Genomic DNA, 19588 nt, shown 5'->3' on the forward strand with positions numbered 1-19588 from the left:
AGAGGAAGCTGCTGTTCATGGATCGGATCGACGTACATCAGCACCTGATACCGCCCGTGTATCGGGAGGCGCTGCTCGGTCAGGGGATCAGCGCCGCGGGTGGACGCGAGGTACCGGCCTGGTCGGTGGACTCCGCCCGGGAGATGATGAACGAATCCGGGATCGGTGCGGCGGTGCTGTCGGTGTCGACGCCGGGAACCAGCTTTCTGGCCGATCCGGGCGATGCCGCGGCCCTCGCCCGTGCCGTGAACGACTTCTCCGCGGCCGTCGCCGACCAGGAGCCCGACCGCTTCGGCTTCTTCGCGACGGTGCCGTGGCCGGACGTGGATGCGGCTGCCGCGGAGGCGACGCGGGCACTGGACACCCTCGACGCCGACGGTGTGGTGCTGCTGAGCAACGCGCGCGGCGTGTACGTCGGGCAGCCGGGCCAGGACGCGCTGTTCCGGGTGCTCGACGAGCGTGCGGCCGTGGTGTTCGTGCATCCGGCGGATGTGCCGGGGCCGACCGTCGACGGAGTCCCGCCCTTCGCCACCGACTTCCTGCTCGACACGAGTCGCGCCGCGTATCTGCTCGTCCGCAACGAGATTCGCCGACGCTATCCCAATATCCGGTTCATCCTCAGCCACGGCGGCGGGTTCGTGCCGTATGCCGCGCACCGGATGGCGTTGGCGATCTTCAGTGAGACCGGGCGCAGTCCCATCGAGGTGCTCGAGGAGTTCGCGAGCTTCTACTTCGACACCGCGCTGTCCTCGAGCGCGGCGGCGCTGCCGAGCTTGCTGGCTTTCGCCGATCCCGGTCACGTGCTCTACGGCAGTGACTGGCCGTTCGCGCCACAGGCCGCGGTGGCCTGGTTCGATGCCGGCCTGGGGGAGTTCGACGGGATCAGCGGAGACGCTCGGGACGCGATCCGTCACGGCAACGCCGCCGCGCTGTTTCCCCGCTTCGGCGGAGCGCCGGCCGCCGTGCCGACGGCTCCGTTGCTGACGCGGACGCGCCGTGAGCTGCGCAGGCGCGCCTTCGGGGCGATCGCGCGGGCGGCCTCCCGGCGGGCCTGACCTCGGCGGCCTATGTCCCGGTCTGCAGGGGCAGGTCGGGGTTGGTGGGCAGTTCGGGCAGCGGGGCGGAGCTGAGGCGTTGCGCGGACCGCTTGTTCATGCCGAACATGCGCAGGGCTCGATAGGTCATCTCGTCGGCGAGTGCGGCGGCGTCCGCGTCGGGTGTGGCGTCGAGCAGCTGGAGCAGTCCGAGCAGTGCCCCGCCCGCCGCCATGATGGCCAGATCGGGATCCATCGGTTCGAAGCGCCCGGCCTCCTGCGCGGCGATGATGTCCTGGCGCGCGCTGGGCGCGAGCCCTTGATCGCGCAGCATCACTCCCATGCCGGAGTGCAGGACGACGCGCACCATCTCCGGGAGCTGGCGTTGCAGCCGACCGGTCAGCCGGAAGCTGACCGCGAAGATCTCCGCGGGGTCGTCGTAGCGCGCCACGATGTGGTCGCGCATCTCGTTGTAGACCTTCAGCGCGGACTGCACAGCCTCGTCGAAGAGCTGTTCCTTGGAATCGAAATGGTTGTAGAAGGAGCCGAAACCGACGTCCGCGGCATCGGTGATCTCCTTGATGCTCACCGCCGACTGGCCTTCGGACAGGAACTTCCGCGCGGCGCCGAGCAACGCGTTGCGCGTGCGTTCCCTGCGGCGATCGGTACGCGTGGGTGCGATCTGTTCGGCTGTCATCTGCCCTCCACCTCGAGTTGCCGCAAGAATCATAACTGATCGTAGGTTCAGTACCGATTCGTACGCAGATGTATGACGGTGGTAGCCACGACGGGGACCTGTCGCCGAGGTGCCTGACTATTGCGCGTATCGCACGGCGGTACGTTGCCTGCCGAGGTCGATGGTTCCGTCGTCGGTGCCGATCGTCGCTTCGATGACGTCACCGTCCTGGAGATACCTCGGATTCTTGGCCTGGCGGTCGAAGAACAGCTTCCACTTGAGCTTGGGCGGGAGCATCGCGCCGATGATCTCCACCGGCCTGGCCGGCGCGCTGATCGCGGTCCCCACGGGTGTACCGGTGAGCAGCAGGTCGCCGGCGTCCATTCGCTGGAACCGGGACAGCGCCCGCACGGTCTCGAGCGGCCGGTAGATCATGTCGGCGACGGTCATGTCCTGGCGCTTGTCGCCGTTGACCCACAGCCGCAGCCGCAGGTCGGCGAATCGATCGAGCTCGCCGTCTTCCAGGAGAACCAGCGCGGGTCCCGTCGGGGTGAAGGTCGGATACGACTTGCCCTCGTAGTACTGGGTCTGCGGCAATTGCACGTCGCGCGCGGAGATGTCGTTGGTGACGACGAGCCCCGCGATGTAGTCCGCGAGATTGCCGGCGTCGACCTCGGTGCCGACGGGCAGTTCTCTGCCGAACACCAGCCCGATCTCGACCTCGTAGTCCAGCAGCCGCACATGGCTCGGACGAACGACGTCGTCGTGGGGCCCGCTGATCGATCCCGATGCCTTGCGGAAGAAGGTGAGTGGCACCGAATCGGGATCGCCACCGGAATCCCGCACGTGGGAAGCGAAGTTCGTCATCTGGGCGACCACGCGGCACGGTGCCGTCACCGGCGACAGCGGTACGAGTTCGTGGACCGGGACCAGGTCGGTGTTGTCGGCGGCATCGGCGATCGCGCCCCGGTCGGCGAGTAGCTCCGCGGTGGTGGTGGCGCCGGTCTCGATGCGGAGCGCGCCCGCGTCGGTGCGCAGCCACCAGCCGTCGATCGTCCGGAGAACGGTGTGGGTCATGAGCGAGCTACTTTCATCAGGCCGGCGAGGCGGCGGAGGTCGAATTCGTTGTTCTCGTCCCGGAGTGCGCCGAATATCGCGCCGAGTTCTGCCGCGGCGGGCCGACCGGGTGCGATGCCCAGGAAGTCGGCTGTGGCCGGTGGTCCCCACTGCGCGAGACCCGAGGCGGTCATCGGCGCCCAGCCGGGTGCCTCGGTGTTGTCGAACAGGTCGCCGTCGCTGAAATGCTCCACCATGAACCCGTCCGGATCGCGCCAGTAGTCGAAGATCTGACTGCCCTGGACGTGTCGGCCGATGCCCCAGGAATGGTGATAGCCATGGTCGTGCAGATAGGCGCCGCCCGCCGCGAGGGTGTCGAGGTCGGGGACCTGGAAGGCCGAATGTACGTACCGATTGCTCGGTCCGAGGGTCAGGGCGAGGGTGTGGTGATCGGTCGGCACCGGCCCGCGGTCGCAGCGGATGAAGCTCATGACCGGGCCACGGTCGCGTTGCCCGGCGTAGTAGAGGAAATCGCTGACGATGAGGCCCAGGTAGTGGAGGTACCAGTCGAGGGTCTGCCGGAATCGCGTGGTCTGCACGACGACGTGCCCGAGTCGCTGGATCGGCGCCGGCTCGCGTGGCGGCCGCTGTGGCCGGTTGATTCGTGTCGCCTCGTCTCCTCGGTTCCAGTCCAGTGGGGCAGGGGTCGGTAGAGGATCGAGCGGATGTGTTTCGGTGACCACGCGCACCCGGAGCCCGCTGGGGTCCGTCGTGGCGACCGCCCGGCCACCGAGTGATTCAGATAGCGGGAACGGTCTGGTGTCGAGGGCTGTTGCCAGGCGCTCGAGATCGGCGGGATCGGCTGCGTGAAAGGCGAGGCCGGTGAACCGTGAGGTGCCGCTGCGGCGGATCCGGACGCACGGAGCCCCGGTGTGGGCGCCTCGAAGTTGCAGTTCGTGCTGGTCCCGATACGCGGTGCCGAAGCCGAAGGCGTGGGCGAAGGTCTCGGCGCGTTCGAGGTCGGGCTTCTCGAATTCCAGCCAGGCGAGGTCGAGGACCTTGATGACGGGATTCCGGTGTCGGCCGGGGTGTTCGCCGGGCAGTGCGCCGAGTTCGCTGTGGACTCCCGCGTGTGCGTCGCGATGGCCGTGCATCCGTGACTCCTAACGCTTAACTGACGATATCATCATTCAAGACGTAGTGATCAGTCAAGACCGATTGGATGATAGCGTCAAGTATGAGATAGCCATCATTGATGCGAGGTCTGCGTCGACGGATCGGATGTGGAGGGCGCGATGGATGACGCTGCGGGTACCAATCGTCTGGAGCGGCGAAAAGCGCGAACCCGCGCCGCGCTCGTAGCGGCGGCACAGGTCTTCATTGCCCAGGGTCGGCTGAACGCTCCCATCTTGGAGATCACTCAGGCGGCCGACGTCGGCATGGGATCGTTCTACAACCATTTCTCCAGCCGGGAGGAGCTGCTGCAGGTCGCGGTGGGCGAGGTTCTCGACCGGCTCGGCGGTGTGCTGGATGAGCTGACGGCCGGGATCGATGATCCGGCGCATGTCTTCGCGCAGAGCTTCCGCCTGGCGGGTCGGTTCCATCGGCGTGAGCCCACCGCGAGCAAGGTTCTGCTCGCGGAGGGGCTCGTCTACGCGGGTTCGGACAAGGGCGTGGCCGCGCGAGCGCGCCGCGACATCGAATCAGGGGTGCGCGCGGGTCGTTTCGTGGTCCGCGACGCGGAACTCGCGCTGGTGATCGTGTCAGGTGCCGCGCTGTGTCTCGGGCAGTTGCTGCACGAACAGCCGGCTCGTGACGACTCGGTGGCGGTCGACCAGGTTGCCGAAGACCTGCTGCGGATGCTCGGATTGAGTGCTGACGACGCACACGACATCAGCCGCCGCGCCCTGCCCGAGATCTGAATCGGACAGCCTCACCGGCGTGTGGAAGAAGAAGCGGCTCAGCCGATGGCGCCGGACAGGGTTGGGAGCATCTTGCCCACCTGGGCTTCCCAGTACGGCCAGGCGTGGACGCCGGCGGGCGGGAAGTCGTAGGTCACGGTGGACGCTCCCAGCGTCGTCATTCGCGCCTGGAACGATCGCGAGTTGCTCAGGGAGAGAGTCTCGAGCGCGGATCCTTCCGCGGCCGCCTTGCTCGGTTCGCCCGCCTCGGTCGGCACTCCGGTCGCGGCCGACACCCAGAGCCGGGTTCCGTTTTTGATCAAGTCGGGAGCCGAGAACATGGGATCCATCCGTTCCCATTTGTCCGAGGTCGGCGAACTGATCATGCAGGCGATGTTGTATCCGCCGGCCTTGGCCATCGCGGCGGCGATGGCGCCGCGCATGCCGGGCGCCGACGGGGTGAGATATCCGGACAGCGATGCGGCGTAGCTGAACTGGTTGGGGTGATGGGCCGCGAGCGCGAGCGCGGCGCTGCCGCCCATCGAGAGTCCCACCACGCCGTTGCGGACCGGGGACAGGCCGAGGCGTTCGTCGAGCGCGGCCGGCAGCACCCGGGTCAGCAGAGTTTCCCAGGTGTAGGTGTACGACTTGCCGGGTCCGGTCTCCAGGACGGAGGCGGACTTGTCCGCGATGTCGGACGGCGAGGTTTCCGGAAGATCCGAGGGGCGGTCCCAATCCATGTAGAAGCTGGACTGCCCGCCGATCGGTAGCACCACGTTGATATTGTGCGCGGTCAGCGTGCGAGCGATATCCGTCTCGATTTCCCACCCGTTGAGGTCCTCGCGCGCCCACATTCCGTCGAGGGCGTATACCACGCGCTGCGTATTTCCGTCCGCGGCGCGAAATACCCGGCTCTTGACGGGGCCCATGTCGGAGTCGACCCAGAAGTCGACGCCGGCCGGATCGAAGGCGGCGTTCGCCCGAGGCACCGTCGTGTGGACGAGAAGCACTGCGAGCGAAGAGAACAGGGACAGCCAAAATGTCATTCGGGCGAGCGCGATCAACGCTTCGTCTCTTTTCATGAGGAGTGATCGATACAGTCGCAGGACCGATCGGCCGGGCGACGCCCGGCTCGAATCGGATCCTACGGCGGAGATATGAATATTCTTCTCGTCGGATTCTGAGGCAAATTTAATCCAGGTTGTTTCTCAGAACGTATCCGGCGCCATGGACGGTGTGGATCAGCCGACCGTGGTCGCCGAATTCCAGTTTCCGCCGGAGGTGCGAGATGAAAACCTCGACCACGTTGCTCTGGGTGGGGAAATCGTATCCCCACACCAGTTCGAGGAGCTGTTCCCGGCTCAAGATCCGACCGTGGTGCCGCGCGAGAATATGGAGCAGGTCGTACTCACGCCGGGTCAGTGTGATTTCCCTGCCCGCGATCGTGACGCGTCGAGCCGAGTCGCTGATCCGCAGCGGGCCGATCTCGACAGCGGGCGTGTCGGCGGCGTGTGGACCGCGGGTACGTCGCAGTACCGCGCGCAGGCGCGCGGTGAGTTCCTCGAGGACGAACGGTTTCACGAGGTAGTCGTCCGCGCCGGCCTCGAGGCCCGCCACCCGGTCGGTGAGGCTGGTTCGCGCGCTGAGAATACAGATGGGCACGTCACTGCCGAGCGCACGCAGCGCGCGGATCACCCCCAGGCCGTCGAGTTTCGGCATCTGCAGGTCGAGGACGATCGCAGCGGGCCGGTGGATTCTGCATGCGTGCATCGCCTCGACCCCGTCGGCTGCCGTCCGCACCTCGAAGCCGAGAAGCGTCAGCCCGCGTTCGAGCGACTCGCGAATGTTCTCGTCGTCGTCGACGACGAGAATCGGTTCCGAAGCTGTCACCGCTGCGCGGGACTCCGTCACGAGGCCAGGCCGACCAGCCGGTCACTGGCCGTGCGCAGACGTTGCCCCAGAGACGGGTCCTGCGCCGCCGCCGAGGGCAGACGTAGCTCGCCGTCCTCGAAGTAGCCTCCTGTCACGCCGGCGAAGGCGGGATCGGTGGCCAGTTCGGTGAGCCGGCGGGCCCCGTCGGCGGCGGGGATCATGTGGACGCGCTTGACAACTGCCACGATCGGTCTGGCGAACCAGGGCGCTGTGTTCCAAATGCCGGTGGCCACCATTCCCGGGTGCACGGCATTGACGGTCACCCCGGACTCTTCGAGTTCCGCGGCGAGGCTGCGGGCGTACATGACGTTGGCGAGCTTGGATCGCGCATACGCCGTCATGATCGAGTATCCGTGCCGGTGCGAGAGATCGTCGAAGTCGATCTCGCCGCGGTAGTGCGCGGTGGAGGCCGTGATCACGATTCGGGCCGAACCCGCGGACAGCAGCAGTGGTTTCACCGACTCCGTGAAGAGGTAGGGGGCGAGGTGATTGACAGCGAGGGTGGCTTCGTGGCCGTCTTCGGTCAGGGTGCGCGTGGCGAAGACCGCGCCCGCGTTGTTGATCAGGACATCGAGGGTGTCATACCGGCTGCGGACGGTCGCCGCGAGTGATCGCACGGACGTCAGCGACATGAAATCGGCTTGGAGCACGTCTGTTCGGGCAGCGCCCGCCGCGCGGACTTGCGCTGACGCGGCCTCGAGGCGGTGCCGGTCGCGGCCGACCAGCACAAGATGCGCGCCGGGAGCGAGTTGGGTGGCGCATTCCAGGCCGATACCTGATGTTGCGCCGGTGATGAGAATTGTCGGCACGACCCCTCCGCGAACGAATCGATGGTGATGGAGTTTTCCTCTGTGACATGCGCTTCTGGAACGGCGACGCCAACATCGGCTCGGAAACCGCCGGGCGCGCTGAATCGCGTGCGCCCGGCGGATCACCGAGTCAGCCCGCGTTGATCGCCGCGGCCAGTCTGGGAAGCTGGCGCAGCGGGGCGTGATGCTCGACTTCCATGCGCTGGTCGGCGTCGAAGATGTCGCTGAGGCCCGGCGCGGGGTCGTGGGTTCCGGTCTGCGGCAGGGTGGTCGCGCTGAAGGGCCAGTCCGAGCCGAAGACGATGTGATCGCGACTGGTCACTGCCGACACTGCCGACATCGCGGCGTTGGACGCGCTGAGCGCGGTGTCGTAGAAGAAACGTGAGATCTGCGTCTTCGCGTCGAGCAGCGACGGCTTGCCCAGGCCCTGCGGCCAGTTCTCCCCGATCGCGGTCTCCGAGGCGACGCCGATCCGCCAGGACAGGAAGGGCAGGGTGCCGCCCGCGTGGGAGAGCTGGAAGCGGATGTTGGGGTACCGCTGGGTGACGCCGGTCAGCATCATCATCGTCGCGGCCCGGGTCGTGTCGAAGGTGAACTCTTCGAGGAAGTCGGGCAGCGGCAGGGTCGGCTTCGCGTCGTCCGGGATCGCGGCGGGGTGCACGAAAACGTAGGCCTTGCGCTCGTTGAGCGCGATCATCAACGGCTCGTAGGAGGGATCGCCCAGGTAGACGCCGTTGTAGGCGGACAGCAGGACGATGCCGTCGGCGTGCAGGACGTCGAGGGCGTGGATCGCCTCGGCGACCGACGCGGCGATGTCCGGCATCGGGAGGACCGCGAACGAGCCGAACCTCGTGGGGTACTGCTTGGCGAGTCCGGCGACATAGTCGTTGCAGTAGCGAGCCATGTCGTTGGCTTCCTTGCCCGGGGGCAGGAACCCGACGCCCGGGTCGGAGACCGACAGGGCCTGGGCCTGAATGCCGTAGTAGTCCATGAACGCCAGCGCGGACTCGGGCGACCACTCGGGTGTGGGGTAGCCGCCGATGGTGTAGTGCCCGTGCGACAGCAGTGCCGATCGATAGTCCGGCGGCAGTACGTGGGAGTGCAGGTCGATGCGGTAGGTGCCGCTCGGCGCGGGCTGCTGGGCGCGGGCCGTTCCCGCGGCGCCGAACTGCGTCGACGAGCCGAGGGGGAGCGCTGTCGCCGCGGCTACTCCGAGGGTGCCTGCGACGGCGCCACCGAGCATGCGGCGGCGGCTCACACCGGCGCGCGACGGGGTGTCGGATTCCTTCACGAGTACGTTCTTCCTTTCGATCGGTTCGGTCGCATCGCGGATCCACACCCGGCCGGGTCGGCACGAACGGAATCCGCGGCGGACGGCGCCACGTGGTGGGGAGTGCTCGATCGAGCCGATCGAGCGAAGCGATGCGCCAATCGCTGATGAAAATATCAGATGCGATCTATCTATTCATCGAACCGGTGATCATGGGTCTGGTTCGGGCTGCCGGGCCGACGACCGGGTCGGCCCGGCAGCCCGGGCTTCGGGTCGCTACTTCGCCTGCGGCTCGCTCTTCTGCTGCTGTCCGCTCTGGACCGACGGCTGGTTGATCGTGGTGAAGTACTGAGCCGCTGCGAAGATCGCCACCGGTGCGGCGATCAGGAGCTGGCCCGCCAGCACGCCGAGGAAGCCGCCTGCCGCGACGCCCGCGATGCAGCCCTGAACGTCGGCGGGAAGTCCGCTGAACATGGTGGCGAGCGCGCCGGTCAGGGAAGCGCCGGTCGCGCCACCGATCACGCAGCCGACGGCCGCGCCGCCGATGCCGCCGACCATCGCCCCGATCGAGGCGCCGAGTCCGATGGTGCTGGTCATCCGGCTCCACGCGTCCTTCTCGCGGTCGTAGTCGTTCTTCCAGGTGGCCTGGTCCTCGTAAGGCAGCGCGACCGGCTGATACTGGGCCTTGTCGAGGGTGAACTGCGGAGTCAGGGTGGCGGTCCGCTCCGTGATCTCGGCCTCGATGGGGAAGACGAATTCGTCGACGCGGAACCGCAGTTCGGTGCCCGCGAGGACTTTGCCGTCCGGCGCCTTCACCTTCAGGGCGCCGTCCTCGACGACCAGGGAGCCCGCGTCGATCTGGATGAGGGTGTTCGTGTCGGTCGTGGTCGTCGTGTAGTGCACGACGCCGAGTTCTTCGGGCGGAGCGGCATGGGCGGTGCCGGTGCCGGCGGCGAGCGCGCCGATGAGGACCGCGGAAACGGCTGTCAGGTGTGTGATGCGCATTGGTGCTCTTTCTGGTGAGGGAGATTCCCGAGCGGGTCTGGGCGGCGGCTCAGCCGAGAGCGGCGAGCCAGTGGTGGAGCCACGACACGGCGGTCTGACCGCCGCCTACCGGATAGCTCCCGTAGGACATGTGCGTTCCGGATCCGTAGAAGTGCGCGAGCTGACGTGCCCGTTCGTTGCGGGTCTGTTCGCTGAGCTCGCCTTGCTCGTCGGCGGATCGCAGGGCGGCCAGCATGTCGGCTGCTCTGGCTCGGTAGAGCGGGAGGTCGTCGGGGTGATCGTCGGAGACGGCGGCCAATTCGGCGGCGACGACGGTGATGAAGTCCTCGTCGTCGGTGGAGCAGTAGAGGTCGCCGACCGCGCAGATCGTGCGCACTCGGGAAGCGATCGACCCGAACCCGCCCGGCCTGGCGCCGCGCACGCCGACGCCGACGGCGAGCGGGCCTACCTGGGTATCGGCCTGGGACCGCTGTGGATCGGAGAGCAAGCCGACCGCTGACAGCCGATCCGGCGACACCACGCCGCGACCCCGCCCGATTTCCGCGGCCAGGTCACCGGCGGCGTCGGCGCCCTGGCTGTATCCGACCAGGGCGAAGGTCGTGTTCGCGCAGCGCTCCGCGGTGGTGCGCACCATCTCCCGTGCGGTGTCGACGGCGGTCTTCTGTGATGCGCCGTACACCTTGCCCTCCCAGGGAAAGGCGGTCGCGGGGTAGTCGACGTAAGCGACCTGTTCGCTCACGGGTAGACCGTCGGTGACACCGGCGAGCATGCCGGGACCGCTCGTGTGCCGTGTCGTTCCGGTTTCCCACGTGCCCGGTATCGCGACGACGTAGACGGCGGGGCAGCCGGGGTCGGCGCCGGCGCTGCTCGCGGTCGTGCCGGGGAGGGCGGTGCCGGTGGTGAGCGCTATGGCTGTACCGGCGGTCGCCGCGATGGCCGCGGCGTGCACGTTGATCCGCACCTGTCTGCTCCTTCGTCGGTCTGCATCGGTGGCTGGTCGTGGCAGGAGCGTGACCGGCGTCATCGGCGGTGACGCTCACTGCTGGTATAAACCGTCACGCATGATGATCTGATCAGTCAATCGTCGTCAGAGAACTCTCAAGCAATCGGTAGACCTCCGACAGGAAACCTGTCCGACCAGCAGAGAAAGGGCTTCGGATGAACATGGCGACCACGACGCCGATGCGCGAGGCGAACGCCGACGAGATCAGCGCGGAGGCCGGTGCGCGCGGGACAGTGCTGATCGTCGACGACGACGTCGATGTGCGGGAATCGCTGGCACGCGGCCTGCGGCTCCACGGATTCGGGGTGCGCGTCGCGGCCGAGGGCGCGGCAGCGTTGTCGGCGACCCGGACGTACCTGCCCGACGTCGTGGTACTCGACATCGAGATGCCGGGCCTGGACGGTTTGGCCTTCATCACCGCGCTGCGCGCACTGGGCAGCGATATCCCCATCTGTGTGCTGAGCGGCCGCTCCCGGGTGACCGATCGAGTCGAGGGTCTGGAGCTCGGCGCCGACGACTACCTGACCAAGCCGTTCGACTTCGCCGAACTGACCGCACGGTTGCATGCCCTGCTCCGCCGCCGCGGCAGCGGGTGGAGTGCCGCGCAGGAATCGGTCACCGTGGGTGCGCTGCGCATCGACTTTCCGGCACGGCAGGTATCGGTGCACGGCCGGGAAGTCCCGCTGACCCGCCGGGAATTCGATGTGATCAGCATGCTGGCCGTCCACCGCGGCTCGGTCGTGACGCGCGACCGGTTGCTGGAGACGGTGTGGGGCTATGACTTTCGGCCGCAGACGAATGTCGTGGACGTCGTCGTCGGTCATCTTCGCCGCAAGCTCGAGGCCGACGGCGCGCCTCGCCTCCTGCACACGGTGCGTGCGGTCGGGTTCGTCCTCCGGGAAGAAGGGGCGTGAACGCGATGCTCTCGCTGCGAACGCGAGTGGCGGTGGCCGCCGCGACGGGGACCACCCTGGTCGTCGGAGTGCTGGCGGTCTTCCTGTTCGTCGCCATCGAGCGGAACAACATCCGGCATGTCGACGAACAGCTGGACCTCATGACCGGGTTGGTCGAAGCCAATGTCGGTACAGCCCAGCTGTTCATCGGCCGGTTGAGTGACGGTGGCGTCGCCGCGATCACCCTCCGTCACGACGGCACCGTGCTGGCGAGCACCTCCACCGAGCTTCCGCGGCTCCCCGCGGGGCATCGGACAGTGGTCATGGCCGATGCCGGATACCGCGTCAAGACGATGGTGGTGGAGCGGTCGGCCATCGGCCCGCACTCGGTGTCGGTCGCCGCGCCGTTGTCCGCGGCGGAATCGGTGACCCGTGAGCAGCGTCGGCATGTGCTGCTCGCCGGCGCGGCGGCGATCGCCGTGGCATCGGGTCTGGGCTGGATACTCGGTGGCCGGGCGATCAGGCCGCTGGTCGAGCTGACCCGCCGGCTCGATGCGGGTGAGCGGCTCCCCGAGGCGGGTGGGTGGTTCCGGATCCGGGAAGCCGAACAACTCACCGCCGCTGTCCGGTCGATGCTCGCGCGCATCGATTCCTCGCAACGGCGGACGATGTCGGCGCTCGAGACCGCGAGGAACTTCGCGAACTCGGCTGCCCATGAGCTGCGCACCCCGCTCACCGCGATCCGCACCGACATCGAGATCGCGCGTGGGGTCGAGATGGGACCCGATGCGCGCGCGGAGATCCTCGGCGACGCGCTGCGAAAGCACCGCCGGGTGGAATCGACGCTGGTGGCATTGGAACTGCTGGCCGCTGGTGAGCTCACCTCCGAGCACGCGAACGAACCGGCCGACCTCGTCGAGCTCGCCTACCTGGCGGTCGCGGATGCGGCACGTCTGCATCCGGAGATCCAACTGGTCGTCACCGGTGACGAACGAGTGGACTGCCGCTGCTCGCCGGCCGGGGTCCGGCTGATCCTCGACAATGCGATCACCAATGCGGTCCGCCACGGTCGGGCCACCCGGATCGAGATCTCGGTGCGGCGGGCCGGGCAGCGGGTGGTGCTGGCGGTCGACGACAACGGTTCCGGACTGCCCGAGGACGAGCTGGCAGCGGTGTTCGCCCGGTTCCGGCGTGGCACCGGCGCCGCGCGGGAAGGGTCGGGTCTGGGGCTCTCGCTGGTCGCGCAACAGGCCGAACTGCACGGCGGCCGGGCACAGCTGGTTCCCGGTGGTCTCGGTGGCCTGCGGCTCGCTGTCGAGATCGCCTGCCCTGATTCCGGTAGGTAGGTGGGCGACATCACCAATGTTGGTAGAAATAGTCAATTATGATGATGTCGTCAAACACGTTCGGGAGGGCATGTCGTTCCCCGGGATTCGCCAGGGGAGTATGGAGAAGGATGTATGAAGCTGCGAGAGCTGGATCCCGTCGATCATGAGCACGCCCCTGTTCGGAGTGTGCGGCGACGAGTCGCGCGTGGCGCCGCGATCGGACTCGTCGTCGCGCTCGTGCTGGCGACGATCGGGATCGCGTCCACCGAGTTGTATCTGCGGAACCGCATCGAGAGCTGCCTGACTGCCGGTCTGCGCGACGACCTCGGCTCCTCGGTGGATGTGGACCTCGGTCCGCGCCCCGTCGTGCTGAGCCTGATCGACCGGCGGATCCCGGAGCTGACGGTCGACAGCGACGACGCGCAGTTCGGTCCCGCTGTCGATATGGCGGTCCATGCCACGCTGCATGACGTCTCGATGGCGGAGGGTGACGGCTCGGCCACTGTGGCCAGCTCCGAGGCACGGGTGGACTGGAGCACCGGTGCGATCGAGCGAACGCTGCACGGACTGGCCGGCGACGTCAGGACGTCGGCCGCCGACGGCACGGTCGATGTCACGGGGGTCGCCGGCGTGGTGTCGGTGCGGCTGCGCCCCTACGTCGACAACGGCGTGATCCGCGTCGAGATCGTCTCCTCCCGTGGTGTCCCGCCGCAGCTCGCGGCGGAGATCGCCGACCTGCTGACGGAGAGTCTCCGCGACTATCCGCTGGGGCTGCGGCCGCAGTCCGTGACCGTGACCGACGCGGGAATCCGGGTCGAACTCCGTGGTGGCAGCGCTGCTCTCCCGGCGTCCGGCGACACATGCTGATTGTTTCATCAGGATTGCTTGACCTGCGATCAGGCGGTGGCCGATGATCGAGCGAGCGGGTAGCGACGAAGTAGCCGAACTGTCAGCGAAGGAGCGGTTGCATGGCGATCACCGGTAAGGACCTGGCACGGTTTCTCCGCCCCAGCGCGGTTCTCGCGGTGCTCGCGGCATTGCTGGCCACCATGTATCTGGGATACATCGTCGACCCGGAGAAGAACCTGCACGACTTCCCGGTCGGGCTGGTCAACCTCGACGTCGGTGACGTGGTGGGAGGTCAGCAGGTCAACGTGGGTGATCAGATCGCAGCCTCGATGGTGCAGCAGATCCCCGCCGACAAGGTCGAGCTGCGGCAGATGGGCCTGCCGGAGCTGCAGCGGGCGATGCTCAACGGCACGATCTACGGGGCCGTCGTCATCCCGAGCGACTTCACCAAGCGTCTCTCGATCCTGGGCGCGGCCAGTGTCGTGCCCGGTGATGTCGAGCGGCCCGTGATCACCGTCGAAACGAACCCGGCCGCCGGGGCCTACGCGACGCAGATTCTGCTGCGCATCACCACCCAGGCGACAGACGCGGCCAATCGGGAGGTGGGCGCCCAGCTGCTCGATCAGGTCCAGGGCGAGCTCCAGCCGGCCTCGGACGCGCCCGCCACCCAGCTCTCCGGCGTGAGCCGCCTCGGTCTGGCCGAACCCATCTCGGTTGTGGTCGTGCCGTTCCGCACCCTGCCCGACGGCGCCGGTGGGGGATTGTCGGCGTTCTTCTACACGCTGCTGCTACTTCTCGCCGGCTTCACCGGCGCGATGATCATCCACTCGATGGTGGATTCGTCACTGGGATTCGCGCCGACCGAATACGGGCCCTGGTATGTCCACTACCCGCCGACGCCGATCTCGCGCGTGCGGACCCTGCTGCTCAAATGGGGCATCCTGGTGGCCGTCGCGCCGGTGGTGTCCGGCATATACCTGGCCGTCGCGACCCTGCTCGGGATGTCGATCCAGCGTGCGCCGATGCTGTTCCTCTACGGGATCCTCGCGATTGTCGCGGTCGGCGTGACCGCGCTGTCCATCCTGGCGATCTTCGGCGCGGCCGGCCTGCTCATCAACCTCATCGTGTTCATCGTCCTCGGCCTGCCTTCCGCGGGCGGCACCGTTCCGATCGAGGCGACACCGCGGCCGTTGGCGTGGCTGTCGACCTTCGAGCCGATGCATCAGATCTTCCTCGCGGTCCGGGCGATCCTCTACTACGACGCGCGAGCGAGTTCCGGTCTGGCACAAGGGGTGTGGATGGCCCTGCTCGGTCTGCTGATCGGGCTGGTCATCGGCCTGGCCGCGACAAGCTTCTACGACCGGAAGGGGCTGGAACGCCGATCCGTCTCGACGGCCGGAAAGTAAGGAGCTCGGTGCTGCCGGCCGGCGTCGACCGCGCCATGGTCGACGCCGGTTCGGCGTCAGAAGGCGGCTACGTCGAGCTCCATGATCGCGACATCGATGTCGGAGATCACCGCACGGTCGGTGCTGAGCCTCGGCAGGACGGTTCTGATGAAGTAGGACGCGACCGCGATCTTGCCCTGGTAGAGGTCGCGGTCCTTGGTGGCGGAGGGCAGGGCCGCCGCGGCGACTTCCGCGGCCACCAGCAGTCGCCATCCGATCAGCAGATCGCCGACCGCGAGCAGGAAGCGGACGGACTCGAGCCCCACCTTGTACAGCTCGCGGCCGTTGTCGGCGGCCGCGAGCAGGTGCTGGGTGAGCGTGGCGGTCATCGCCTGCACGTCTTCGAGCGCGGTGAGCAGTAGAGCGCGTTCGACCTTGAACTCCGGCGTCCCGGCTTCGGGCTGCGCGGAAACCCGGACCTGATCGGCGATGTGCGCTAGGGCGACACCGCGGTCGCGGGCGATCTTGCGGAAGAAGAAGTCCTGCGCCTGGATGGCGGTGGTGCCCTCGTAGAGGGAGTCGATCTTCGCGTCGCGGATGTACTGCTCGATCGGGTAGTCCTGCAGGAAGCCGGAGCCGCCGAAGGTCTGCAGCGAGTCGGTCAGGTACTGGTAGGCGCGTTCGGAGCCGACCCCCTTGACGATCGGGAGCAGCAGGTCGTTCACCCGCGCGGCGAGTTCGGCATCGGCGCCTGAGATGTGCAGCGCGGTGGCTGGGTCCTGGTGGGCGGCGGTGTAGAGGTAGATCGCGCGCAGGCCTTCGGCGTAGGCCTTCTGCATCATCAGCGAGCGCCGGACATCCGGGTGGTGACTGATGGTCACCTTCGGAGCGGTCTTGTCGGCGATCTGGGTCAGGTCGGAACCCTGGACGCGGGCCTTGGCATATTCCAGCGCGTTCAGGTAACCGGTCGACAGGGTCGCGATGGCCTTGGTGCCGACCATCATCCGCGCTTCCTCGATGACCTCGAACATCTGCGCGATGCCGTTGTGCACCTCGCCGACCAGCCAGCCCTTGGCGGGCACGCCGTGGCCGCCGAAGGTGAGTTCACAGGTGGCCGAGGCCTTCAGGCCCATCTTGTGCTCGACATTGGTGACGAACACGCCGTTGCGGTCACCGAGTTCTCCTGTCTCGGAGTCGAAATGGAATTTCGGCACCAGGAACAGGCTCAAACCCTTGGTCCCCGGTCCCGCGCCCTCGGGACGCGCCAGGACCTGGTGGAGGATATTGTCGGACAGATCGTCGGCATCGGCCGAGGTGATGAACCGCTTGACGCCCTCGATGTGCCAGGAGCCATCCTCCTGCTCGACGGCCTTGGTGCGGCCGGCGCCGACATCGGAACCGGCGTCCGGCTCCGTCAGCACCATGGTCGCGCCCCACTTCTTCTCGACCGCGATCCTGCCCCAGCGCCGTTGTTCGTCGGTACCGATGCGCTCGACGATATCGGCCATGCCGGGCCCGGTCAGGTACATGTACGCCGCGGGCTGGGCGCCCAGAAGCAGTTCGTTGATCGCCCACGCGAGCATGCGCGGTGCCGCGATGCCGCCGATGGCCTCGGACTTCGCGACGCGCCACCATTCGGCGTCCTGCCATGCCCGGACCGAGCGCTTGAACCCCTCGGGTAGTCGCACGGTGTGGGTCGATGGATCGAATTCCGGTGGATTGCGGTCGGTTTCGGCGAACGAGGCCGCCACCGGCCCCTCGGCGATCCGGGCGGCTTCGACGAGCATCGTGCGCACGGTGTCGTCGTCGAGGTCGCCGAACGCGCCGGAACGCAGCACGTCCGCCAGGTCGAAGACCTCCAGCAGGTTGAACTCGAGGTCTCGGACGTTGCTCTTGTAATGGCCCACGGGCCCAGTCCCTTCGGTGGTCCGGTCGATACGACCGGAAGGTGAGGCGGAGAGAGCGCAGATCCGATACGCGCCGTGGGCCATTGTGATTGCGCGTCGAGGCGCTACGCAACCGTAAGTTACTTACCACTAAGGAAATGTGCGTGGATGTCGTCTGGTGACCGGTGTCAGTTGCTAGAAATCCTCATCTAAGTTGATAGTGGTTAAGTTGGGTGAATACCAGTACGTCGTCAGTCGGCCAGCGCGATGCGGTCGCCGATGGCTATCAGCGCGCCCTCGAGATTCTGGCGGCCGAGGGCGCGGGGATTGCGCACGGCGTCGATCACTACCGTGCCGATCGCCTGGATGAGGATTCGAGCCTCCGGCGGTGTCAATTCGGCACGCGCCGACTGCAGCAGCCGGGCCCAGCTCAGGACGCCGTCGCGATGGATCCGGCGGTAGCGCGTGGCCTGCGGGTCGGGCAGGTGTCCGACCTCGCTGACGGTGGTGCCGAGCAAGTCCGGTTGCTCGAGCGCGAATCCGACGAACGATTCCATCAGCAGGTGCACCGCCTCCCGCGCGTCGCGGCCCTCGGCCAGTGCGCGGGCGGTGTACAGACCGATCCATTGCTCGTTGCGCACGATGATCTCGTTCAGCAGATCGGCCTTGCTCGAGAAATGGTGATACAGCGCGGGTCCGCTCACGCCGACAGCGGCACCGATGTCCTCGATGCCCACCGCGGCATAACCGCGGGAGTTGAACAGCCGTGCCGCGGCGCCGATGAGCCGCTCGGGCCGGACGGCGCGCTCGAACTCCGCGGCCTGCGGCGGCGCCGCACGGGGCCGGGGCGCACGGGGCACGGCTCCGCCCGGGGGCAATTCGGTGGTGAGGAGCCGCAGGATCGCGGCATCGAGCACGGAAGTGAAGGTTGACGTCGGCAACTGCTGGCGGTGATACGACGGGCTGACCGCGACCGAGAGGATGCACCAGCTCAACAGTTCGGCATCCCTGCCGGGGAGCTCCGGGCGCTGCGCACGGACCGCTCGGCGCAGATAGCCGGTCAACCGGACCGCCCGGATCAGCACCGAATAGCGGTGTGCGGCGGTGAGGTTGCGGAACTCGAGCTGCCACAGCCTCGGCAGTCCGCGCAGTTCGAGCGCGATCACGACGAGTTCTTCGAATACCCGATGCCCGCTCGTGTCGCCGGCCGCCGCAGCGTCCAGTCGGGAGACCGTCGCGTCCAGGCCCGACATCAAGCAGTGGCCCAGCAGTTCCTGTTTGTTGCGGAAGTGGCGATACAGCGCAGTCGACGAAATCCCGACGGCGGTGGCGATGTCGGTCATGGATGTGCCGTGGTAGCCCGCCTGCGAGAAGGCGTCGGCGGCCGCGGTCAGGATGCTGGCGCGGCGGTCGCGGGGGCGTCGGCGGATCGGCGGGCCGGTCGGGGTGCTGGTGCTCATCGCCTCCCAGTGTGGCGTACCGACGCCCTGCCGCCAGGTCCGGCGTCTGCCGCGAATGCCCCGCCTGCGGCGGGTGTGGCTGCTGTTCGGCCGGGTGGGGCAGCTCACAATATAATGACTTGAACATCAAGAATGATCAAGTCATCAATATAGTGGGTTGCGTAGGGAAGAGGGGGATGGGGTGGTTCGGCAGCGGCGCCGGATCCGAGTTCTCGTCAATCGTCGAAATGTGTGGCCGCCGCGCGCGGCGACACAATGCAAGGGAAGCGAGAAACAGTGCCTGACAGTGGTTTTCAGCCGCTCCACGATGGGCCGTTCGACGACTCGCCGCACGACCGGGGGTGGGCGGGGTCCGAGTCGGTCATCGTGCGAGTCCTGCTGTGGGTGTTCCGTTGGTATCACCGTCACGAGGTCGGCGGCGTGCTGACGCCACCCCCCGGGCCGGTCCTGTTCGTGGCCAACCACGGTTTCGGTGGCGTCTTCGACCTCAATGTGCTCGCCGCGCGCTCGGCCTATGTCCGGATCGGGGATCCGCGGGGCGTGATCACGCTGACGCATCACATGGCCTGGGTGATCGGGCTCGGCCCGATTCTGAGCAAATTGGGTGCCGAGCCCGCGACGGGTGAGAACGCGTGCCGGGCGCTCGGGCGTGGCGAGCATGTGCTCGTCTTCCCGGGTGGTGATGTCGATGCCTTCAAGTCGTGGGGTGAACGCAACCGGGTCGTGTTCGACGGCCGGACCGGTTTCGCGCGGCTGGCCATCGAGGCCGCCGTGCCGATTGTTCCGGTGGTCACGTCGGGGGCGGGCGAATCGCTGATCTGCCTGTCCGACGGCCGCGGGCTCGCGCGCCGGCTCCGCCTCGACAAGGTGCTGCGGCTCAAGCGTCTGCCGGTGACGCTGTCGCTGCCGTGGGGTCTGACTGTCGGGATCGCGGGGCTGCTGCCCTATATCCCGCTGCCGACCAAGATCCGGACCGCGGTGCTCCCCGCGATGCGACCGAGGCTGGGGGAGTCGGCCGCCGAGTTCGCCGACCGGGTGCACTGCGCGATGCAGGTCGAGCTCGATCGCCAGACCGTCCATCGGATACCGCTGCTCGGGTGA

The 19588-nt window shown here is 67.5% G+C and carries 18 protein-coding genes; 7 read left to right on the top strand and 11 right to left on the bottom strand.

Going from position 1 to position 19588, the window contains the following annotated elements; all coding sequences use genetic code 11:
- The first annotated feature begins 17 nt into the window (after window positions 1-17).
- Window positions 18-1055: an amidohydrolase family protein gene (locus ACFYWJ_RS19965; protein ID WP_355273075.1), complete on the top strand. Its 1038-nt coding sequence runs from the start codon at window positions 18-20 to the stop codon at window positions 1053-1055.
- A 10-nt stretch (window positions 1056-1065) separates the two neighbouring features.
- On the opposite strand, the gene ACFYWJ_RS19970 is transcribed toward ACFYWJ_RS19965, so the two are convergent.
- The 3 genes from ACFYWJ_RS19970 to ACFYWJ_RS19980 all read right to left on the bottom strand — a co-directional run bounded on the left by ACFYWJ_RS19970 (window position 1066) and on the right by ACFYWJ_RS19980 (window position 3920).
- Complete coding sequence (locus ACFYWJ_RS19970) at window positions 1066-1731, bottom strand: helix-turn-helix domain-containing protein (RefSeq protein WP_355272966.1); 666 nt, start codon at window positions 1729-1731, stop codon at window positions 1066-1068.
- A gap of 117 nt (window positions 1732-1848) precedes the next feature.
- On the bottom strand, window positions 1849-2787 hold the full coding sequence (locus ACFYWJ_RS19975) for a fumarylacetoacetate hydrolase family protein (protein WP_355272964.1): 939 nt from the start codon (window positions 2785-2787) through the stop codon (window positions 1849-1851).
- Entirely contained in the window at window positions 2784-3920 is a 1137-nt protein-coding gene (locus ACFYWJ_RS19980; RefSeq protein ID WP_355272961.1) for a VOC family protein, read from the bottom strand. The genes ACFYWJ_RS19975 and ACFYWJ_RS19980 overlap by 4 nt, the downstream gene beginning before the upstream one ends.
- Before the next feature lie 141 nt (window positions 3921-4061).
- Here ACFYWJ_RS19980 and ACFYWJ_RS19985 point away from each other — a divergent pair, with 141 nt between their 5' ends.
- A complete protein-coding gene (locus ACFYWJ_RS19985) occupies window positions 4062-4688 on the top strand; it encodes a TetR/AcrR family transcriptional regulator (protein WP_355272958.1) in 627 nt (208 codons plus the stop codon).
- Between the two features lie 38 nt (window positions 4689-4726).
- Here the strand turns inward: ACFYWJ_RS19985 and ACFYWJ_RS19990 are convergent, their stop codons facing one another.
- The 6 genes from ACFYWJ_RS19990 to ACFYWJ_RS20015 form a co-directional block, all read right to left on the bottom strand.
- Complete coding sequence (locus ACFYWJ_RS19990) at window positions 4727-5731, bottom strand: alpha/beta hydrolase family protein (protein ID WP_355272955.1); 1005 nt, start codon at window positions 5729-5731, stop codon at window positions 4727-4729.
- A gap of 127 nt (window positions 5732-5858) precedes the next feature.
- Complete coding sequence (locus ACFYWJ_RS19995; protein ID WP_355272953.1) at window positions 5859-6578, bottom strand: response regulator transcription factor; 720 nt, start codon at window positions 6576-6578, stop codon at window positions 5859-5861.
- Window positions 6575-7408: an SDR family NAD(P)-dependent oxidoreductase gene (locus tag ACFYWJ_RS20000; RefSeq protein WP_355272950.1), complete on the bottom strand. Its 834-nt coding sequence runs from the start codon at window positions 7406-7408 to the stop codon at window positions 6575-6577. The genes ACFYWJ_RS19995 and ACFYWJ_RS20000 overlap by 4 nt, the downstream gene beginning before the upstream one ends.
- A 130-nt stretch (window positions 7409-7538) precedes the next feature.
- The gene (locus tag ACFYWJ_RS20005; RefSeq protein ID WP_355272947.1) at window positions 7539-8699 is read right to left on the bottom strand and encodes an amidohydrolase family protein; all 1161 of its coding nucleotides are present in this window, start codon (window positions 8697-8699) and stop codon (window positions 7539-7541) included.
- Between the two features lie 255 nt (window positions 8700-8954).
- Window positions 8955-9683, bottom strand: a complete 729-nt coding sequence (locus tag ACFYWJ_RS20010) for a hypothetical protein (RefSeq protein ID WP_355272945.1) — start codon at window positions 9681-9683, stop codon at window positions 8955-8957.
- A 49-nt stretch (window positions 9684-9732) separates the two neighbouring features.
- The gene (locus tag ACFYWJ_RS20015) at window positions 9733-10644 is read right to left on the bottom strand and encodes a cutinase family protein (protein WP_355272942.1); all 912 of its coding nucleotides are present in this window, start codon (window positions 10642-10644) and stop codon (window positions 9733-9735) included.
- 221 nt (window positions 10645-10865) lie between these two features.
- On the opposite strand from ACFYWJ_RS20015, the gene ACFYWJ_RS20020 reads away from it, so the two are divergent.
- From ACFYWJ_RS20020 to ACFYWJ_RS20035, 4 genes are all read left to right on the top strand, one after another.
- Entirely contained in the window at window positions 10866-11600 is a 735-nt protein-coding gene (locus ACFYWJ_RS20020) for a response regulator transcription factor (RefSeq protein ID WP_355273072.1), read from the top strand.
- A 5-nt stretch (window positions 11601-11605) separates the two neighbouring features.
- Entirely contained in the window at window positions 11606-12925 is a 1320-nt protein-coding gene (locus ACFYWJ_RS20025; RefSeq protein WP_355272939.1) for a HAMP domain-containing sensor histidine kinase, read from the top strand.
- Between the two features lie 114 nt (window positions 12926-13039).
- Window positions 13040-13774 (top strand): DUF2993 domain-containing protein, encoded by a 735-nt coding sequence (locus tag ACFYWJ_RS20030; protein ID WP_355272936.1) that lies wholly within the window; start codon window positions 13040-13042, stop codon window positions 13772-13774.
- A 101-nt stretch (window positions 13775-13875) separates the two neighbouring features.
- The gene (locus tag ACFYWJ_RS20035) at window positions 13876-15162 is read left to right on the top strand and encodes a DUF3533 domain-containing protein (RefSeq protein ID WP_355272933.1); all 1287 of its coding nucleotides are present in this window, start codon (window positions 13876-13878) and stop codon (window positions 15160-15162) included.
- Window positions 15163-15218: 56 nt separating this feature from the next.
- Here the strand turns inward: ACFYWJ_RS20035 and ACFYWJ_RS20040 are convergent, their stop codons facing one another.
- On the bottom strand, window positions 15219-17048 hold the full coding sequence (locus ACFYWJ_RS20040; protein ID WP_355272930.1) for an acyl-CoA dehydrogenase: 1830 nt from the start codon (window positions 17046-17048) through the stop codon (window positions 15219-15221).
- Window positions 17049-17278: 230 nt separating this feature from the next.
- Window positions 17279-18487, bottom strand: a complete 1209-nt coding sequence (locus tag ACFYWJ_RS20045; protein WP_355272927.1) for a helix-turn-helix domain-containing protein — start codon at window positions 18485-18487, stop codon at window positions 17279-17281.
- 231 nt (window positions 18488-18718) lie between these two features.
- Between ACFYWJ_RS20045 and ACFYWJ_RS20050 the strand changes: the two genes are divergently transcribed.
- Window positions 18719-19588 (top strand): lysophospholipid acyltransferase family protein, encoded by an 870-nt coding sequence (locus tag ACFYWJ_RS20050; RefSeq protein WP_355272924.1) that lies wholly within the window; start codon window positions 18719-18721, stop codon window positions 19586-19588.

The sequence above is a fragment of the Nocardia sp. NPDC003269 genome, assembly GCF_042888005.1.
Classification (GTDB): Bacteria; Actinomycetota; Actinomycetes; order Mycobacteriales; family Mycobacteriaceae; genus Nocardia.

Excerpts from the sequence above, each read along its gene's own strand:
- ACFYWJ_RS20020 (WP_355273072.1), top strand. The coding sequence starts at position 10,866 with ATGCGCGAGGCGAACGCCGACGAGATCAGCGCGGAGGCCGGTGCGCGC.
- ACFYWJ_RS20045 (WP_355272927.1), bottom strand. The coding sequence starts at position 18,487 with ATGAGCACCAGCACCCCGACCGGCCCGCCGATCCGCCGACGCCCCCGC.
- ACFYWJ_RS20025 (WP_355272939.1), top strand. The coding sequence starts at position 11,606 with ATGCTCTCGCTGCGAACGCGAGTGGCGGTGGCCGCCGCGACGGGGACC.
- ACFYWJ_RS19980 (WP_355272961.1), bottom strand. The coding sequence starts at position 3,920 with ATGCACGGCCATCGCGACGCACACGCGGGAGTCCACAGCGAACTCGGC.
- ACFYWJ_RS19970 (WP_355272966.1), bottom strand. The coding sequence starts at position 1,731 with ATGACAGCCGAACAGATCGCACCCACGCGTACCGATCGCCGCAGGGAA.
- ACFYWJ_RS19975 (WP_355272964.1), bottom strand. The coding sequence starts at position 2,787 with ATGACCCACACCGTTCTCCGGACGATCGACGGCTGGTGGCTGCGCACC.
- ACFYWJ_RS20035 (WP_355272933.1), top strand. The coding sequence starts at position 13,876 with ATGGCGATCACCGGTAAGGACCTGGCACGGTTTCTCCGCCCCAGCGCG.
- ACFYWJ_RS19985 (WP_355272958.1), top strand. The coding sequence starts at position 4,062 with ATGGATGACGCTGCGGGTACCAATCGTCTGGAGCGGCGAAAAGCGCGA.
- ACFYWJ_RS19965 (WP_355273075.1), top strand. The coding sequence starts at position 18 with ATGGATCGGATCGACGTACATCAGCACCTGATACCGCCCGTGTATCGG.
- ACFYWJ_RS20030 (WP_355272936.1), top strand. The coding sequence starts at position 13,040 with ATGAAGCTGCGAGAGCTGGATCCCGTCGATCATGAGCACGCCCCTGTT.
- ACFYWJ_RS20010 (WP_355272945.1), bottom strand. The coding sequence starts at position 9,683 with ATGCGCATCACACACCTGACAGCCGTTTCCGCGGTCCTCATCGGCGCG.